Genomic DNA, 16,780 nt, shown 5'->3' on the forward strand with positions numbered 1-16,780 from the left:
GTTTACACCATAAGCGGAAACGCTTGGCTACAGTATCGGCTCCCGATATCGTATATCGATATCGGGAATCGAATCAAATGAATCTGGACAATGAAGTTCGACGATCTCCTCACCGGTTTCATTCGGCTCCACATCCTGCACCACGCGGCAGAGATGGAGATCTACGGCCAGTGGATGATCGACGAGCTGTCACGCCACGGCTATCGGCTCAGTCCGGGAACCCTGTACCCGATGCTCCATGCGATGGAACGCAAGGGCTATCTGACTTCGCGCGTGCAGCGCGAAGGGAGCGTCGGGCGAAAACTCTACAAGGCTACCAGATTGGGCAAACAGGGGCTCAAATTGGCGAAGGCTCGGGTTCGGGAGTTTATCGGCGAAGCGGTGGAGCGTTAACGCCAATCGCCAGTGCTCGCCTATGAGCAGTGATGCAACCGAAGGCCGGGTCAGGGAGGTCTTTACGGCATTCCTGAAGTTAGGCCTGACGTCTTTCGGCGGCCCCATTGCCCATCTCGGATACTTCCGCGATGAATTTGTGGTGCGGCGCAAATGGCTCGACGAGACAGCCTATGCGGACCTGGTCGCGTTGTGTCAGTTTCTTCCCGGACCTGCCTCCAGCCAAGTTGGTTTTTCTCTCGGTGTTCTGCGCGGCAATGGCCTTTTTGGTGGCCTTGCCGCGTGGTTCGCCTTCACCATGCCGTCGGCCCTGATCCTGTTCGCCTTTGCGATGGGCGCAGCCGTGTTCACAGGACCGGTTGCCGAAGGCTTCCTACACGGTCTCAAGCTCGTCGCTGTCGCCGTCGTCGCACAAGCCATCTGGGGCATGGCGCGAACCCTGACACCCGATCGAGCCCGCGCTGGCATTGCACTTTCCGCAGTTGCGATCGTTGTCGTTTTCGTCGGATCGTTCGGACAGATCGCGGCGATTGCGATCGGTGCCTGCGCGGGGCTTTGGCTCTGTCAGGGGGAGGTCGCGCCGCTTTCCGGGCATCTGAATTTCCCGGTTACGCGACGGAGAGGTATTATCGCGCTCGTTCTCTTCGCGGCGCTTCTTCTGATTCCTCCGATCGTCGTTACTGCGACCAGTTCCCAGGGGCTCGCCTTGTTCGACGCGTTCTACCGGTCTGGCGCGTTTGTCTTTGGCGGCGGTCATGTCGTGCTGCCTCTGCTTCAGGCGCAAGTTGCCACACCCGGATGGGTTACCAACGAGGCGTTTCTGGCAGGTTATGGGCTGGCACAGGCGGTGCCGGGACCGCTCTTCACTTTCTCCGCATATCTTGGGGCCGTGATGGGAGCCGCGCCGAGCGGCCTTGCTGGCGCAGCCATTGCTCTCGTCGCAGTGTTCCTTCCGGGTATGCTGCTCGTCTATGGTGCGTTGCCGTTTTGGGATGCGATGCGCACGCGCCCCTCCGCTCAGGCCGCGATGCGTGGTAGCAATGCAGCTGTGGTCGGCATTCTCGGTGCAGCCCTCTACAATCCGGTCTGGATCAGCGCAGTCCTGACGCCGCGCGATTTTGCGCTCGCGCTCGCGGGCTTCCTCCTCCTCACCGTATGGAAGGCGCCGCCATGGATCGTGGTGGCGCTCCTGGCCGGCGCCGGCGTGCTGTCGAGTCTTGCATGACAATCTTCAAGCGAAGAATGCTGAGTCATGGGGCCGACTCTCTGGAGAAGATTGGCGAGAACGTTAGCTACTTCAAAAATTTTGTAGACCCTCGACAGGTCTAGTTGGGAGGAACATATGAAACTCCGCCGCCGGGATTTGCTTAAATTCGCGAGCGCGGCCGTCGTATCGACGGGTATGCCACGCATCGGTCGCGCTGCGGGCGACGCCAACGTTTACGATCTCGAACGCTTCGGCAATGCGCGGATTCTACATATGACCGATACCCACGCGCAGCTTTTACCAAATCATTTCCGTGAACCGAACATCAATCTCGGTGTTGGCGTCATGCAGGGCCGTCCGCCGCATCTCGTTGGCCGCGCCTTTCTCGACTACTTTCAAATCGAGCCGGGAAGCGCGAACGCGCACGCATTTACATATCTCGATTTCGAGAAATCGGCAGAACGTTATGGCAAATTGGGTGGCTTCGCCAATCTCAAAACACTGATTGACCGCTTGCGCAGCGAAGCCGGACCCGGGCGATCGCTTCTTCTGGACGGTGGAGATCTTTGGCAGGGCAGTGGTCTCGCCAATACCATGCAAGGAGCCGACATGGTCGAGGTGGCGAACCTGCTCGGCATCGAGGCAATGACGGGGCATTGGGAGTTTACCTATGGCGAAGATGTTTTGCGTCGCAACCTTAAGAACTTCAAAGGCGAATTTCTCGCGCAAAATGTGTTTCTGACAGAAGAGGCCGCATTCAATGACGCCGAGGCGTTCGACACCGCATCCGGACGGGTTTTCAAACCAGCGACGATCAAGGAACTGGGTGGGTTCCGCGTTGCCGTGATCGGACAGGCTCTCCCGTACGTGCCGATCGCCCATCCCAAGCGGTTTACACCAGATTGGACGTTCGGCATCCGCGACGAAGAACTGCAAAAACTGGTCAATTCCTTGCGCGCAAATGACAAGGTAGATGCGGTCGTTCTGCTCTCACACAACGGAATGGACGTTGACCTCAAGCTCGCCAGCAAAGTGAGCGGTATCGACGTTATTCTCGGCGGCCATACCCATGACGCCGTTCCACGGCCTGTCAGCGTCGCGAATCCGGGCGGGAAGACGCTTGTGACGAATGCTGGTTCGGCCGGAAAATTCCTTGCTGTACTCGATCTCGATCTCGCAAAAGGCCACGTCCGCGATGTGCGCTACACGTTGCTCCCCGTGTTCGCGAACCTGATCAAGCCGGCCCCGGAAATGACCGCGCTGATTGAACGCTTGCGCGCGCCTTATGCCGTTGCGTATGCAGATAAAATTGCAACCGCGGATCATCTGCTTTATCGCCGTGGAAATTTCAACGGCACCATGGATCAGTTGATTTGCGACGCCTTGCGGCAGGAGCTTGATACGGAAATTGCCTTGTCGCCGGGCTTTCGGTGGGGAACGACGGTGCTGTCCGGTCAGTCCATAACCATGGAGGACATTCTCACCGAAACGGCAATCACTTATCCGGAGATCTATCCACTTACCATGACCGGTAGTCAGATCAAGGACGTCATGGAAGACGTCTGCGACAATCTCTTCAACGATAATCCCTATTATCAGCAAGGTGGCGATATGGTCCGCATCGGCGGCATGACATACACCTGCGCACCAAAGGGAATAGTAGGACGGCGGATATCTGACTTGAAGCTTGAAAATGGCGGCGCGATCGAGGCTTACAAGAGCTATCGGGTGGCTGGCTGGGCTTCCGTCAACGAGCAAAAGGGCGCGCCAGTCTGGGACGTATTCGCAAAATATCTACGAAGCGGCAAAGTCATCTCCAGAAAAGAAGCCGGAGTGACGCTAAAGGATGTCGCCGAAAACCCGGGCGTTGCCCGACAAGATTGAAATTCCGACAATGTGCGCTGTTCATAAAATCAGGTCGTGAGCCACGGAATATGAACTCTGCTTTCTTATGGCAGGTCGTCTGCTTCAGGCGAACGGATTGCCAGACTTCAAGATGCCGTGGGCGTCGACGATTTGGTGAGTTTTCACTGCAGCCGTGACCATGATGGTCAGCGCTAGCGATTGGTCACACCGTCTCTGTTCGTTCAAACAGGTCTCTGTTGATGCCAATCGCTTCATGGTCGAGAGGTATGCTCGGCAGTTTAGGGTTAATGAAGGGTTGGGCCATCATGTCCGCTTTATTGGCTGCAATTTTCTGATTTTTTTCATGCTTCGAGTTTATCCTTTGTCCATGACCCAGTTGGAAGTGCAGCCCCAGCTTTCCAGTATTCAATATCTGCGCGGCATTGCCGCGATGATGGTGGTGTTCTTCCACGCGAATGGCATGACAGCAGAGTATTTTGGCTCGACATGGTCGCCGCTTGGCGCCGCCGGCGTCGATATCTTTTTCGTCATTAGCGGATTCATCATGTGGGTTACGACTGGGGCAAGGCGAACGCCTGCCTCGTTTATCCAGCACCGCATCGTCAGAGTCGTGCCACTCTACTGGTGCGTGACCTTGGCGCTATTTTCGAGTTGGGTCATATTCCGAAATTCAACGCCGCTCCCGCCGCTCGAGAATCTTCTGAAGTCCCTGCTGTTCATTCCCCACATCTCGGCCCGAACCGGACAAATTGAGCCACTTCTGATCGCCGGATGGACGCTCAATTTTGAAATGTTCTTCTATGCGATATTTGCCCTCTCGCTGCTGTTGTCTGGGCGATATAGAGCAATTCTCGTTTTCTCCGTTCTCACGTCACTGGTAATGATTGGTCAGGTTTTCTCGTCATCGAACCCGGTGATGATAACTTATACCAGTCCACTTCTGTTAGAATTTGCTTTGGGCTGTTTGCTAGGATTGATCTATCAATACCAACTGCTGCCGCGACCTTCTCTAGGCGTTACGCTCTGCATCCTCGGGGTCGTCTTGCTTTGCGTTGCAGGTACTGACTCTGCAGCCGATCTTAGTTTTCGAAGGTTGCTGTACTGGGGAGCGCCGAGCGTCCTGATTGTTGCGGGATTTGTCAGCCTTGAGCCGACCGCACGCGATAATCGTCTACTATCTCTGTTGGGCGCCGCGTCTTACTCTATCTATCTCACCCACAGCCTTTCCTTAGCCGCTCTCAAAAGCCTGGTTTTTGCGCTCGGTCTACAGAACTATCAGTTTGTGCCAAGCATCTTTGTGGTCGCCGGTTTCGTTGGAAGCGCGGTTATCGGCATTTGCGCCTATCATTTGTTAGAACGGCCGCTTCTCTCCTTCTTTAAGAGGCTCGTCTCACGGAACGCTCCATCCTGGAGTGGAAACGATCCTATCTCGACGCCATCCAACACGACACGGTAGGCGAGATATCAGCGCCGCAGTCGATGGAGTTTCAGTCGGATTATGGAAGAGCGCAAAGCGAGTTTTCCTCAGCACCTCGCGAATGCTTCGGCCTTGTCGTCGACGCATCACTGACCGGTCCGCGGGTTGCTCGCGAACTCGAGTGTGCCGCCGAGATCCGCGGATATCCAGCGTGCTCGGAGTGATGTTCGTCTGACGTTGCCACACAGAATGGTTTGTGCGAGGCGTCGAACGCCCGAAGCGTTCCACAGAGAGCCCGGAAGGCGGAAGTCGTCGCCGAAATGACGTTACGCCTTGGCCTCTTGCATCGCGACCGCCACGATGACCCCTGAGAGAAAGGTGAGCAGACCGACGCCGGCAATCGCCCAGGCAAGACCAAACGCATCGCCGATCAAACCAGCAAGCAGCGCGCCGACCGCGTAGCCGAGGTCGCGCCAGAACCGGTAGATGCTGAGTGAACGGGCTCGCCAGGTTGGATGCGCGACATCCGAGATTGCAGCGAGCAGGGTCGGGTAGACCATCGCCGTGCCGAGCCCAAGCAGCATGCTGGCGCCGAGCCACCAGCCGAAGCCGTTCAATGCGGCGACCATGAACAGCGCGGCGGCCTGCAGCCACATGCCCCAGACGATCAGCCCTTTGCGGCCGAGGCGATCACTAAGTGGACCGGTGATCGTCTGCATCACGCCCCAGACACCGGGGTAGACGGCCTTCAGCACGCCAATGGGCTCGACGCCGAGCCCGCGCGCGGCGAAGAAGAGCGGGAAGATCGCCCAGCTCATGCCGTCGTTGAGGTTGTTGACCAGTCCGGCCTGGCAGGCGGCGAACAGATTGCGGTCGCGAAAGGAGGTGCGCATGAATACCTCCTTGAACCCGACCGGATCGACTTTCGGATGATTGCCTGCCTCCAGCCGGACATGCTCGCTGGTGTCGCGGACGAGCAGAACCGACAGCCCGAGTCCAAGCACGGCGTAGCCAATGCCGAGATAGAACGGCTCCGGGCGAAGCGCTCCCGTCTCTGAGGCAATCCAGCCCGTCAGGAAGGCGGTCAAGCCGACCATTAGATAGCCGGCGAATTCATTAAGACCGACAGCGAGCCCGCGGGATTTCGGGCCGACGAGATCGATCTTCATGATGACGGTCATCGACCAGGCGAAACCCTGGCTGATGCCGAGGAGCACGTTGGCGCTGACGATCCAGCTCCAGCTCGGTGCCCAGATGATCAGGAAGGGGACCGGCAGGCCGATCACCCAGCCGAGGATCAGGACCCGCTTGCGGCCCCAGCTGTCCGCCAGTTGTCCGGACACCAGGTTCGTGAACGCCTTTGAGATGCCGAAGCTTGCGATGAAAGAGGCGATGACGGTGGTCGAGGCGAGCTTGAAGTCTTCCGAACCGAGCAGCGGTACGACCGTGCGCTCCAATCCGACCATGCCGCCAACGAAGGCGTTGACCAGGATAAGGAGAGCGAACTGTCGCCAGTTCTCACGCAGCCCAAGTCTGACCGCTGAATCCGTTGGCTGCGGAGGAGTCTTCGCCTCAGCCATGGTCAGGCGGCCGCGGCCGTTGAGGCGGAATTGGCGGCCCTGAGCGCAGCTGCCTCGGGAGGCGCCGGCGGGATCTCGGCGAGCATGAAGCGGACGAACTCGGAGTCATCCTCGATCCGGAACGCCTCATTGTGACGCTTCTCGAATCCGATGCTCGACCAAGGCTTGCCGCTAAGGCGCCGGCCACAGACCGAGCCGGCATAAGCGCCCGGGAGCACGTCAACGTAATCGGGGAGGGTCTTCAGCCGGCGGATGCTCTGGAAGAGATCTCTGGCTCCCTGTTCAGCGGTGACGGCGAGTTCGGTCCGGCCGAGGTCGCCAACCATCAGCGTGTGCCCGGTCAACACAAACCAAGGCTCGTCGGCGCGTGTGCGATCACTGACGAGCAGACAGATATGTTCCGGCGTATGGCCCGGCGTGTGCAACACCCGGACTTCGACGTTGCCGAGCGGCAGCACGTCGTCGTCGCGCACGGCCTTGAACGGGAATGAAACGTTCGCCCGCGAGGAAAGAACATATTCGGCGCCCGCAGCCTCTGCGAGCTGTCGGCCCGCGGAGAGGTGGTCGGCATGAATGTGGGTGTCGATCACGAATTGAATGCGAACCCCAGCTGCTTCCGCCACGCGCAGATACGGTTCGATCGCGCCGACGGGATCGACCACGGCACCGGCAGCGCGGCCGCCGCAACCGAAGAGATAGGAGATGCCGACGGGGTCCTGATGCAGGAACTGACGAAGGATCATGGTCTTGTGCTCCTCATTTCAACGGGCTAGAAACACTCAATCGATCTGCTGAACGTTTCATTGAGGAGAGGTCGTGTCAAGCACCGGACCAAAACAGGCGATTTTCGCTAGCCTCGCGGAGGTGGCCCAAGCGCTCGGTCACGTCCACAGGCTGGAGTTGCTGGAGCACATCGCTCAGGGAGAACGGAGCGTCGAGCAGCTCTCCGTGCGGGCGAACCTTAACTTTGCCAACACGTCGCGCCATCTGCAGATCCTTCGGCGTGCACGTCTCGTCGAGACGCATCGCCGCGGCAAGCAAGTGCTCTACCGTCTTGCCGGCGACGCCGAGGTGGTCGATCTGATGCAGGCGCTCGGCCGCGTAGGCGAGCGGAACGTGGCCGAGGTGGAACGTGTCATGGCAGACTATTTCCGCGCCCGCGACGCTCTGGAGCCTGTGTTACGGGAGGACCTGCTCGCACGGCTGCGGGATGGGCTCGTCACCGTGCTGGACGTCCGACCAGAAGACGAATTCGCGCTCGGTCACCTTCCCGGCGCACTCAACATCCCGCTCGCCGCGCTCGAACGCCGATTGATCGAGCTTCCCGCGGACCGGGAGATTATTGCATATTGCCGCGGTCCCTATTGTGTCCTCTCCTTTGAAGCGGTTGCGGCGCTGCGGGCGCGCGGCTATCTCGTCCGCCGGCTTAAGGACGGCTATCCGGAATGGAAGGCTGCAGGTCTGCCGGTCGAAGCCGCGGCCTGAAATGAGCCTCAATTCAACAGAGAAAGAGGAACAGCTCACGAGCGATCCTATGGCCGAGAATGCTGGATGGCCGATTAATTCCGGAAAGGACTATACCGCATCCTCTATATTCCGGCCCGAAGCTTTGCTGCGCGAGGCTCGCCGGCAGAAAGAGCTGCCCCTGCTGGCCGTGCCCGAGGTGTGCGTGCTCGATCCTGACGGCGACATCGTCCGTCGCCTCAAGCGCGTCGGCGCGGGTCGCTCCCACGCGGGGTGGGCTTGCTACCACACTGAGCTCCTCACCTTCGATCTCGATGGCGTTGGAGAAGCCGGGATTGTCGGCTGCGCCGTGGGCGCTCCGTTCGCGGTGCTCGTGGCCGAACAGCTCTTTGCCTCCGGCTGCCGGCTGCTCGTCAGTATTACGTCCGCCGGCCAGATCACCGATAACGGACCCACGCCATACTTCGTCCTGATCGATCGTGCGCTGCGCGACGAGGGAACGAGTTATCACTATCTTCCGCCGGCTACGTTCGCTGAGGCGCCAGACGGGACGCTGCTCGCCCATGTCGAAGATGCGCTCTCGCAACTTCGTGGCGTCGCCATCCGTCGCGGCGCGACCTGGACCACAGATGCTCCTTATCGCGAGACAGAATCCGCAATCGAAGTTGCTCGGGCCCAAGGTGTGCTTGCCGTCGAGATGGAAGCTGCTGCCCTGTACGCATTCGCGACTGCCGCGCGGCGATCCGTGGTGTGCTTCGCACACGTCACCAACGCCATGGCGCAGACCGAGGGCGATTTCGAAAAGGGTGAGGCCGACGGAACCACAGCGACGCTCACCATCATTTCCTCCGCAGTGCGAGCATGGTTATCGATTCAGGCGAGGGATTCCGCCCGCAGTCGGACTGATAGATAGGTCGCTGTCACTCACCCGAAAGGGCGAAACTACCGGCAGAGTGTCCGAAGCCAAACAGGAGCACTAGCCAATGGCCTTAACAGATACGGATGTCGGATCCGCGCACCGCTTCGACACCACCCCGACCCCTGCTTCGGGCTGGCTTGCGGGAATAGGCGCCACAGTTGGCTTTGGCGCACTTGCCGCATCGTCCTGTTGTGTGCTGCCGCTGGCGCTTGCTGGCCTTGGGACTGGCGGCGCGGTATTCAGCGGGCTGGAGGTGCTGGCCAACTGGCGACTATTTCTTCAGGGCAGCGCCGCGATGGTTCTGCTCGCGGCATGGGGCGCATTTCTTCGGCGGCGTTCGGTCGCCAGGATTGGCGGATCTTGCGCTGCTCGCACCTCCTGGAGGAGCACACGGTTGTTCCTTAGTCTGGGTACTGCGTTCGTCGTGCTCTCACTTATTTGGGAGCCCTATATTGAGCCATTCCTACTCAAGTTTATTAGGTGACAGCGATGCAACTTCAATCAACGCTCACTTGCCCAAACTGCGGCCATCGCGCGACCGAAACTATGCCAACGGATGCTTGCCAGTTTTTCTACGAGTGCAAAAAATGCGGTGCGCGGCTGAAGCCGAAGGTCGGTGATTGTTGTGTGTTTTGCAGTTACGGCTCTGAGCCGTGTCCGCCAATCCAGGCCGTGCGCGCCGGCGAGATTGACACGTCTCCTTGCTGCGCAAAGTAAGGATGCACCAGACGACCTGCCATTTCCTTGAAGGTGCTACCGTCGCGTAAATCAGGTTGTCACAGGGACGTGGTTCTTAATCGGAGCGCATTGCCCACGACGCTGACTGAAGATAGCGCCATCGCCGCCGCAGCAATGATGGGTGAAAGCAGCAATCCGAACGTCGGATAGAGCACACCGGCCGCGATCGGAATTCCGGCAGCGTTGTAAATGAATGCGAAGAACAGGTTCTGCCTGATGTTACTCATCGTCGCTTCGGAGAGACGGCGGGCGCGAACGATCCCCATCAAGTCGCCCTTGAGAAGAGTCACTCCCGCGCTTTCCATCGCGACATCGGTACCCGTTCCCATTGCGATGCCGACTTCGGCCGCAGCGAGGGCAGGGGCGTCGTTCACGCCATCGCCAGCCATCGCCACGATCCGGCCCGCTTTCTGCAGCTTTGCGACGACAGCGCTCTTCTGGTCTGGAAGCACCTCTGCCTCCACATCGGAGATGCCGAGCCGTTTCGCGACCGCATTTGCCGTGGTTCTATTGTCGCCGGTCAGCATAATGACCTTGATGCCTTCTGCCGCCAGCGCCTTCAAGGCATCGGGCGTCGACTGCTTTACCGGGTCGGCGATGGCAAAGAGTCCCGCCAACTTTCCATCGAGTGCGATATTGATAACGGTTGCACCTTCACCGCGCAGGATTTCGGCTTGTGGCTCCGATGTTTGTGTCTCGACACCCAACGATTCCAGATAGGCCGCATTGCCCAGCAGGATAGTCTTGCCTTCGACCTTGCCAGTCACGCCCTTGCCTGTCGGCGAGTCGAATTCCTCCACATTGATCAACGTCAGATTCCGCTCTTTCGCCGCCCGAACGATCGCGTCGGCGAGTGGGTGCTCGCTGGAGCGTTCGACGCTGGCCGCCAATCGCAGGAGTTCATCTTCTTGAAATCCCGCAGCGGCAACGATGGAGACGACTTTCGGCTTGCCCTCGGTGAGTGTTCCCGTTTTATCGACCACCAGGGTATCGACCTTTTCCATGCGTTCGAGGGCTTCGGCATTCTTGATCAACACGCCAGCATGGGCGCCGCGTCCCACGCCGACCATGATCGACATCGGGGTCGCCAGCCCGAGGGCGCAAGGACAGGCAATGATCAGCACGCTTACGGCGGCCACGAGACCAAATGCCAGGCGCGGTTCGGGCCCGAAAATCCACCAGGCGGCGAAGGCGATAAGCGCCGCGACGATGACTGTCGGCACGAACCAGCCCGCGACCTGATCCGCCAGCCGCTGAATCGGCGCGCGCGAGCGCTGCGCCTGCGCCACCATCTGCACGATCTGGGACAACATGGTATCGCGCCCGACCTTCTCGGCCCGCATCACGAAACTGCCGGATTGATTCAGGGTGCCTGCGATGACCTTGGCGTCGGTCTCTTTGGTGACGGGCATGGATTCTCCCGTCACCAGGGATTCATCGACCGATGAACGTCCCTCGAGAATGACGCCGTCGACCGGTACCTTTTCCCCGGGACGGACGCGCAGTTTGTCGCCCACATTCAGGCTGTCGAGCGGGACTTCATGATCCGTGCCGTCCTCGGTGACGAGGCGCGCGGTTTTGGGGGCGAGATCGAGCAGGGCCTTGATCGCTCCCGAGGTCGCCTCGCGGGCACGCAACTCCAGCACCTGGCCAAGCAGGACGAGGACCGTGATGACCGCCGCCGCCTCGAAGTAGACCGCGACGGCGCCATCATGACCGCGAAACGCAGGCGGAAAGACATTGGGTGCGACGGTGGCGATGAGACTGTAGACGTAAGCCACGCCGGTCCCCATCGCGATCAGCGTGAACATGTTGAGATTGCGCGTCACCAGCGACTGCCAGCCGCGCACGAAGAACGGCCAGCCCGCCCAGATCACGACCGGCGTCGCAAACACGAGTTGAATCCAGTTGGACAAAGTCGGATCGACCCAGCGATGTCCGCCGACTAGGTGCCCGCCCATTTCAAGGACGACCACAGGCAAAGCCAGCGCGAGTCCCACCCAGAAGCGTCGGGTCATGTCGGCAAGTTCCGGATTGGGCGGAGCATCCAATGTCGCGACTTCCGGCTCCAGCGCCATCCCGCAGATCGGGCAGTGACCGGGTCCTATCTGCCTGATCTCGGGATGCATTGGGCAGGTGTAGATCGTGCCCTCCGGAACGGCCGCCGCCACCGGGGCCTTAGACTTATCGAGGTACTGCTCCGGAGTCGCGGCGAATTTGGTCCGGCAGCCTTCCGAACAAAAATGGTAGGTTTTGCCGTGATAATCGTAACGGTGTTTGCTGGTTGTGGGATCGACTGTCATGCCACAGACCGGATCCACGACGGTCGAATGCCCAACGACGGCGGGATCGCCATGGGCGTCATCGCCGTGATGATCAGAATGATCATGACTGCCGCCGCCGCAGCATCCGCTCTTGCCAGTCGGCGCTGTTGGGACCGTCGTCGCCTTGGACGAACAACCGCATCCGGAATCCTTTTTGCCGTTGCCGGAATTTGCTTTTTCGGATGCGTTCATCTCGATCTCCCATGCCACTTGCAACTCATACCCTATGGGGGTATATAGAACGAATGCGCAAAGACATCAAGACTTCCTGCCAAAAACGCCTGAGCCGGATCGAGGGGCAGGTACGCGGCCTGGCCAAGATGGTCGAAGAGGACCGCTACTGTATTGATATTGTAACGCAGATATCGGCCGTTCGTGCCGCACTGCGGCGCGTCGAGGAGGAGATCCTGAAGGATCACGTCTCGCACTGTGTCGAACATGCGATTGCGAGCGGCGACAAGGCCGATCAGCGCCGGAAGATCGCGGAACTGATGGCCGTCGTCGGACGTGCGGAACGATGATCGTTTCGTCAGGTTCCATCTTGGCAGATTCAGGATACGCAACTATGCTTCCGAATCCGAGCACAGTAAATCGAAAGCATTGACGCGGGAATGTTCGTCGGCCTTACCAGAACGAAACGTTTGAAGGCAGGGTGGCTTGTCGCCCTGACCTATCTGTTTTGCGTGCTGGCCCCGACGATTTCCTTTGCATTGCCAGGCGGTCACGCCACTCCCTATTGCCTGACCGACGAGGATCACGTGCCCGGCGTGGTCCACGTACACCATGAAGGCATCGTGCCGCATGTCCACAAGGACGGACACGTCCATGATCACTCCAGCGTCAAAACCCATGTGCATGCTGCAGGCGATCATCACGCGAAGTCGGTCGCGCTCAATGACGGCTCGGCGCCTGCGAAGGCACCGCATTCGTCGGACGGACAATGCTGCGGCCTGATGTGCGTCACTGCGCTTCCGGCGACGCTCGTCGACGTTGCAAAGCCGTCGATGCCGAAGGCCGTGCGCGAGGCCGAAAGCTATCGGAAACTGACCGACAACGCGCCCCCACAGCGCTATCGCCCCCCCATTTCCTGACCTGACCAAGTGTGACGCGGTGCAGCGCCCGTTCAGGGCACGCGCAACTGTGGTTCATCGTCAGTTCAGGAAAGTATTATGTCAGCGCAGATTGGGGCGACTTCCGCCGCCGTTCGTTCGGTGGTGGGCAGACTATTCGAAATCAGGTTTGGAGCATTCACGGGATTGGCCTTCGCGGCCATGACGCTTGGCGGCTGCGTGCTACCTACGGCGCCGCTGGTCGGCGCCGATCCCGCGGATCCCGGGGTGAAGGTCGCGGGGGTCGGCTACCGCTCGAGCATCGCTCCCTATACCAGCCTGCGTCCGACGGCGCCGTCCGGTTGGAAAGAACAAAACCAACGCGTCGCTCCGACGCCGAAATCCGGACAGTAGGAGCGCACGATGACAAACATCGACTACGTCGGACATCGCCGTTCGCTCCCAGTCGCTCGCAGACATGGGGCGATATTGGCCGTGTCGATCTCGCTTTTGCTGTCGGGTTGCGCCACGTTTTCGCCGGATGGCGGCATGACGGCGGTGGCCGACATCGCCGGCAACACCATCAAGAAGGACGTGATCGCGATCCGCTCGGTGGACGACGCACAACAGGCGGACGATAGCGTCAAGCGTCTGCTGCACCAGACGCTCAACGTCGAAACCGCGGTTCAGATCGCGCTGCTCAACAATCGCGGGCTGCAGGCGACCTACAACGAATTGGCGCTGGCGGAAACCGATCTTGTTCAGGAGAGCCTTCCGCCCAATCCGACGTTCTCGATCTCGCGGATCGCGGGCGGCGGCGCGGTCGAGATCGAGCGCCAGGTTGTTGGCGACATCCTCGCGCTGGCAACGCTGCCGTTCCGCTCGGAAATCGCGCGGCAACGCTTCCGGCAGGCGCAATTGCGTGCCGCGTTGGAGACGCTGCGGCTCGCGTCCGATGTTCGGCGATCCTACTACCGCGCGGTTGCCGCCAATGAACTGGTCGGACTGCTGACCGACGCCAAGTCCACTGCCGAGGCGACCGCAAAACTGGCTTCGAAGCTCGGCGAAACCGGTTCGCTCAACAAACTCGATCAGGCCCGCGAACAGGTCTTCTACGCAGAGACGACCGCCGATCTCGCGTCCATGCGTCAGGAGGCGTCGAGTTCGCGCGAGGGGCTCGCCCGGCTCCTGGGTCTTTGGGGCGGAGGCCTCACGTTCCGGCTTCCGAAGGCACTCCCGGCGTTGCCGCGACGCCCGTCTGCCTTGCCTCTGATCGAGGTCGACGCGGTGACGCACCGGATCGACCTGCAGATCGCCCGGATCGAACTCGATGCGCTGGCGAAGTCGCTCAACCTGACGGAGGCCAGCCGTTTCGTCACACTGCTCGATGTTGCGGGAATTGCGAAGACCACCAGGGATCCCGATGGCTCCCGGTTTCGCGAGCGCGGCTTCGATATCCAGTTTCAGATCCCGATCTTCGACGGCGGCGAAGTGCGCGTGCGGCAAGCGTTCGAGACCTACAACCAGGCCTTCAATCGCCTGACCGAAAAGGCGGTCAACGTGCGTTCGGAGGCGAGGGACGCCTACCGGGTCTACCGTTCGACCTATGAGATTGCCGGACAGTACCAGCGCGAGGTGCTGCCGCTCCGGAAGATCATTACGGAGGAGATGCAACTGCGTTTCAGCAGCATGCAGATCGACGTCTTCGCGCTACTGACGGAAGCACGGCAGCGCATCGCCTCGTTGCGCGCCGGAATCCAAGCCAAGCGCGAATTCTGGATGGCGCAATCCGATCTGCAGACCGCCGTCAACGGCGGCGGCTCGGGTGACATGCAGAAAGAATCCCGCCCTACGACCACCGCCCAGGCGGGCAGTGGCGGCGGCCATTGATGGAGACCAACATGCTATCGCGAAGAGGATTTCTCGGTACCGCAGCGCTGGTGAGCGCCAGCGCCGTGAGCGGCCGCGTGCAAGCGGCCAACATTCCGGAAGCGCCGATCATGGACAAGGTGACGATGCAGCCACCGCTGCATCCGACCAGCGGTCCGGATTATCGGCCGGTCGTGACCCTCAACGGCTGGTCGCTGCCCTGGCGGATGAATGGCGACTGGAAGGAATTCCATCTCGTCGCTGAACCCGTCGTGCGTGAGTTCGCCGAGGGCATGAAGGCGTACCTGTGGGGCTACAACGGTCAGTCGCCCGGCCCGACGGTCGAGGCGGTCGAAGGCGACAAGGTCCGCATTTTCGTTACCAACAAACTGCCCGAGCACACCACCGTGCATTGGCATGGCGTGATCCTGCCAAGTGGGATGGACGGCGTAGGCGGTCTGAGCCAGCCGCATATCAAACCAGGAAAGACCTTCGTCTACGAATTCGAGATGAAGCACAGCGGGACGTTCATGTACCACCCGCATTCCGACGAAATGGTGCAGATGGCGATGGGCATGATGGGAATGATTGTGGTGCATCCGCGCGACCCGGCATTCCGTCCGGTCGACCGCGACTTCGTCTTCATCATGAGCACCTACGACATCGATCCCGGCACCTATCTGCCGAAAGTCAACGAGATGACCGACTTCAATATGTGGACCTTTAACAGCCGGGTGTTTCCGGGCATCGACCCGCTGCCTGTACGTTTGGGAGATCGCGTGCGGGTGCGCGTCGGCAATCTCACCATGACCAACCATCCGATCCATCTGCACGGTCACAATTTTGCAGTCAGTTGCACGGACGGCGGATGGGTCCCTGAAAGTGCGCAATGGCCAGAAGTGACGATTGACGTGCCGGTGGGCGCGGTGCGTGCCTTCGATTTCACCGCCGATAATCCCGGCGACTGGGCGTTCCACTGCCACAAGTCGCATCACACCATGAACGCGATGGGGCACGACATGCGCAACATGATCGGCGTGTCGAAGCAGGACTTGGCCAAGGCGGTCGGCAAGCTCGCACCTGACGCCATGGTGATGGGGTCGACCGGAATGGCGATGGGCGAGATGGAAATGCCCGCGCCCGACAACACGCTGCCGATGATGACGGGCTCGGGACAATTCGGACCGATCGAGATGGGCGGCATGTTCACGGTGATGAAGATCCGCGAAGGCATGGGCCGCGACGACTACAGCGACCCCGGACCTTACAAGTTTCCCAAAGGCACGGTTGCCTACGAGGTCGATGCTCCGGCTGCGGAGCCGGCCCGGCAGGACGGCGGCAAGGACAAGGACGGAGCGCCGAAAATGAAAAGCATGAAAGGAATGAAAGGAATGAAGATGAAGGGGATGTGAGTGTGATGTTCAGGCCGAATGATCCAACCGAACGAAGGAGACGCGAAATGAGAAAATTGTGTCGAACTGGCATCGCGTTATTTGCAACGCTGCTCTTGGCGGCGTCGGCATGGGCCGGGCCTGTCGATCATCATCAAGACGACACGTTTTCGGCCGGTGAGCCTGGCGATGCGAAAAAGCCGGCACGGATCGTTCAAGTGACGATGGGCGAAGCCGACGGCAAGATGACGTTCACGCCGAACAAGATCGAGGTCAAAAAAGGCGAGCAGATCAAGTTCATGCTGCGCAACAACGGCGAACTCGACCACGAGTTCATCCTCGCGACCACCGCAGAGAACCTCAAGCATGCCGAGTCGATGAAGAAGAATCCGGACATGGAGCACGATGATCCGAACGGTAAGCGCCTCGCGCCGAAGAAGACCGACGAGATCGTCTGGGAGTTCACCAAGCCGGGCGAGTTCGAATACTCATGTCTGATCCCCGGCCATCGCGAGGCGGGCATGATCGGCACCGTCACCGTCAAGTGAACGACGGCGGGTCAA

General features: G+C 60.0%; 17 protein-coding genes. 14 read left to right on the forward strand and 3 right to left on the reverse strand.

What is annotated here, in order from left to right:
* Positions 1–90: 90 nt before the first annotated feature.
* From F8237_RS34485 to F8237_RS34500, 4 genes are all read left to right on the forward strand, one after another.
* Positions 91–393 (forward strand): PadR family transcriptional regulator, encoded by a 303-nt coding sequence (locus F8237_RS34485; protein ID WP_100554891.1) that lies wholly within the window; start codon positions 91–93, stop codon positions 391–393.
* 22 nt (positions 394–415) lie between these two features.
* On the forward strand, positions 416–1,618 hold the full coding sequence (gene chrA / locus F8237_RS34490) for a chromate efflux transporter (RefSeq protein ID WP_100554890.1): 1,203 nt from the start codon (positions 416–418) through the stop codon (positions 1,616–1,618).
* Positions 1,619–1,735: 117 nt separating this feature from the next.
* Positions 1,736–3,484: a thiosulfohydrolase SoxB gene (gene soxB / locus F8237_RS34495; RefSeq protein WP_100554889.1), complete on the forward strand. Its 1,749-nt coding sequence runs from the start codon at positions 1,736–1,738 to the stop codon at positions 3,482–3,484.
* A gap of 160 nt (positions 3,485–3,644) precedes the next feature.
* Positions 3,645–4,922, forward strand: coding sequence for an acyltransferase family protein (locus F8237_RS34500; protein WP_151650772.1), 1,278 nt, complete (start codon positions 3,645–3,647; stop codon positions 4,920–4,922).
* A gap of 287 nt (positions 4,923–5,209) precedes the next feature.
* Here the strand turns inward: F8237_RS34500 and F8237_RS34505 are convergent, their stop codons facing one another.
* Together F8237_RS34505 and F8237_RS34510 are read right to left on the reverse strand one after the other, a co-directional pair.
* Entirely contained in the window at positions 5,210–6,463 is a 1,254-nt protein-coding gene (locus tag F8237_RS34505) for an MFS transporter (protein ID WP_151650773.1), read from the reverse strand.
* Between the two features lie 2 nt (positions 6,464–6,465).
* On the reverse strand, positions 6,466–7,206 hold the full coding sequence (locus F8237_RS34510) for an MBL fold metallo-hydrolase (protein WP_151650774.1): 741 nt from the start codon (positions 7,204–7,206) through the stop codon (positions 6,466–6,468).
* A 73-nt stretch (positions 7,207–7,279) separates the two neighbouring features.
* Here F8237_RS34510 and F8237_RS34515 point away from each other — a divergent pair, with 73 nt between their 5' ends.
* From F8237_RS34515 to F8237_RS37125, 4 genes are all read left to right on the forward strand, one after another.
* Positions 7,280–7,948 carry an ArsR/SmtB family transcription factor gene (locus F8237_RS34515; RefSeq protein WP_151650775.1) on the forward strand — a complete coding sequence of 223 codons (669 nt, stop codon included), beginning with the start codon at positions 7,280–7,282 and terminating at the stop codon, positions 7,946–7,948.
* Between the two features lie 49 nt (positions 7,949–7,997).
* Positions 7,998–8,840 carry a nucleoside phosphorylase gene (locus F8237_RS34520; RefSeq protein ID WP_151650831.1) on the forward strand — a complete coding sequence of 281 codons (843 nt, stop codon included), beginning with the start codon at positions 7,998–8,000 and terminating at the stop codon, positions 8,838–8,840.
* 70 nt (positions 8,841–8,910) lie between these two features.
* Positions 8,911–9,330 (forward strand): mercuric transporter MerT family protein, encoded by a 420-nt coding sequence (locus F8237_RS34525; protein ID WP_151650776.1) that lies wholly within the window; start codon positions 8,911–8,913, stop codon positions 9,328–9,330.
* A gap of 5 nt (positions 9,331–9,335) precedes the next feature.
* Entirely contained in the window at positions 9,336–9,563 is a 228-nt protein-coding gene (locus F8237_RS37125) for a GDCCVxC domain-containing (seleno)protein (protein ID WP_151650777.1), read from the forward strand.
* A 59-nt stretch (positions 9,564–9,622) separates the two neighbouring features.
* Here F8237_RS37125 and F8237_RS34535 read toward each other — a convergent pair whose 3' ends face one another.
* Positions 9,623–12,100, reverse strand: a complete 2,478-nt coding sequence (locus F8237_RS34535; protein WP_151650778.1) for a heavy metal translocating P-type ATPase — start codon at positions 12,098–12,100, stop codon at positions 9,623–9,625.
* Between the two features lie 53 nt (positions 12,101–12,153).
* Here F8237_RS34535 and F8237_RS34540 point away from each other — a divergent pair, with 53 nt between their 5' ends.
* From F8237_RS34540 to F8237_RS34565, 6 genes are all read left to right on the forward strand, one after another.
* Positions 12,154–12,429 (forward strand): metal-sensitive transcriptional regulator, encoded by a 276-nt coding sequence (locus F8237_RS34540; protein ID WP_056301839.1) that lies wholly within the window; start codon positions 12,154–12,156, stop codon positions 12,427–12,429.
* 90 nt (positions 12,430–12,519) lie between these two features.
* Positions 12,520–12,999, forward strand: a complete 480-nt coding sequence (locus F8237_RS34545; protein WP_151650779.1) for a hypothetical protein — start codon at positions 12,520–12,522, stop codon at positions 12,997–12,999.
* 78 nt (positions 13,000–13,077) lie between these two features.
* A complete protein-coding gene (locus F8237_RS34550) occupies positions 13,078–13,371 on the forward strand; it encodes a hypothetical protein (RefSeq protein WP_151650780.1) in 294 nt (97 codons plus the stop codon).
* A 135-nt stretch (positions 13,372–13,506) separates the two neighbouring features.
* Positions 13,507–14,847 (forward strand): TolC family protein, encoded by a 1,341-nt coding sequence (locus F8237_RS34555; protein ID WP_244626192.1) that lies wholly within the window; start codon positions 13,507–13,509, stop codon positions 14,845–14,847.
* An 11-nt stretch (positions 14,848–14,858) separates the two neighbouring features.
* Positions 14,859–16,238 carry a multicopper oxidase family protein gene (locus tag F8237_RS34560; RefSeq protein WP_151650782.1) on the forward strand — a complete coding sequence of 460 codons (1,380 nt, stop codon included), beginning with the start codon at positions 14,859–14,861 and terminating at the stop codon, positions 16,236–16,238.
* A 47-nt stretch (positions 16,239–16,285) separates the two neighbouring features.
* On the forward strand, positions 16,286–16,765 hold the full coding sequence (locus F8237_RS34565; RefSeq protein ID WP_151650783.1) for a cupredoxin domain-containing protein: 480 nt from the start codon (positions 16,286–16,288) through the stop codon (positions 16,763–16,765).
* The last annotated feature ends 15 nt before the right edge of the window (positions 16,766–16,780 follow it).

The sequence above is a fragment of the Bradyrhizobium betae genome, assembly GCF_008932115.1.
Lineage (GTDB): Bacteria > Pseudomonadota > Alphaproteobacteria > Rhizobiales > Xanthobacteraceae > Bradyrhizobium > Bradyrhizobium betae.

What these genes read in the sequence shown, in the direction of transcription:
- F8237_RS34535 (WP_151650778.1), bottom strand. Translation starts at nt 12,100, where the DNA reads ATGAACGCATCCGAAAAAGCAAATTCCGGCAACGGCAAAAAGGATTCC.
- F8237_RS34555 (WP_244626192.1), top strand. Translation starts at nt 13,507, where the DNA reads ATGACGGCGGTGGCCGACATCGCCGGCAACACCATCAAGAAGGACGTG.
- F8237_RS34520 (WP_151650831.1), top strand. Translation starts at nt 7,998, where the DNA reads ATGGCCGAGAATGCTGGATGGCCGATTAATTCCGGAAAGGACTATACC.
- F8237_RS34565 (WP_151650783.1), top strand. Translation starts at nt 16,286, where the DNA reads ATGAGAAAATTGTGTCGAACTGGCATCGCGTTATTTGCAACGCTGCTC.
- F8237_RS34500 (WP_151650772.1), top strand. Translation starts at nt 3,645, where the DNA reads ATGATGGTCAGCGCTAGCGATTGGTCACACCGTCTCTGTTCGTTCAAA.
- F8237_RS37125 (WP_151650777.1), top strand. Translation starts at nt 9,336, where the DNA reads ATGCAACTTCAATCAACGCTCACTTGCCCAAACTGCGGCCATCGCGCG.
- F8237_RS34550 (WP_151650780.1), top strand. Translation starts at nt 13,078, where the DNA reads ATGTCAGCGCAGATTGGGGCGACTTCCGCCGCCGTTCGTTCGGTGGTG.
- F8237_RS34545 (WP_151650779.1), top strand. Translation starts at nt 12,520, where the DNA reads ATGTTCGTCGGCCTTACCAGAACGAAACGTTTGAAGGCAGGGTGGCTT.
- F8237_RS34560 (WP_151650782.1), top strand. Translation starts at nt 14,859, where the DNA reads ATGCTATCGCGAAGAGGATTTCTCGGTACCGCAGCGCTGGTGAGCGCC.
- F8237_RS34510 (WP_151650774.1), bottom strand. Translation starts at nt 7,206, where the DNA reads ATGATCCTTCGTCAGTTCCTGCATCAGGACCCCGTCGGCATCTCCTAT.
- F8237_RS34525 (WP_151650776.1), top strand. Translation starts at nt 8,911, where the DNA reads ATGGCCTTAACAGATACGGATGTCGGATCCGCGCACCGCTTCGACACC.
- chrA (WP_100554890.1), top strand. Translation starts at nt 416, where the DNA reads ATGAGCAGTGATGCAACCGAAGGCCGGGTCAGGGAGGTCTTTACGGCA.
- F8237_RS34540 (WP_056301839.1), top strand. Translation starts at nt 12,154, where the DNA reads ATGCGCAAAGACATCAAGACTTCCTGCCAAAAACGCCTGAGCCGGATC.
- F8237_RS34485 (WP_100554891.1), top strand. Translation starts at nt 91, where the DNA reads ATGAAGTTCGACGATCTCCTCACCGGTTTCATTCGGCTCCACATCCTG.
- soxB (WP_100554889.1), top strand. Translation starts at nt 1,736, where the DNA reads ATGAAACTCCGCCGCCGGGATTTGCTTAAATTCGCGAGCGCGGCCGTC.
- F8237_RS34505 (WP_151650773.1), bottom strand. Translation starts at nt 6,463, where the DNA reads ATGGCTGAGGCGAAGACTCCTCCGCAGCCAACGGATTCAGCGGTCAGA.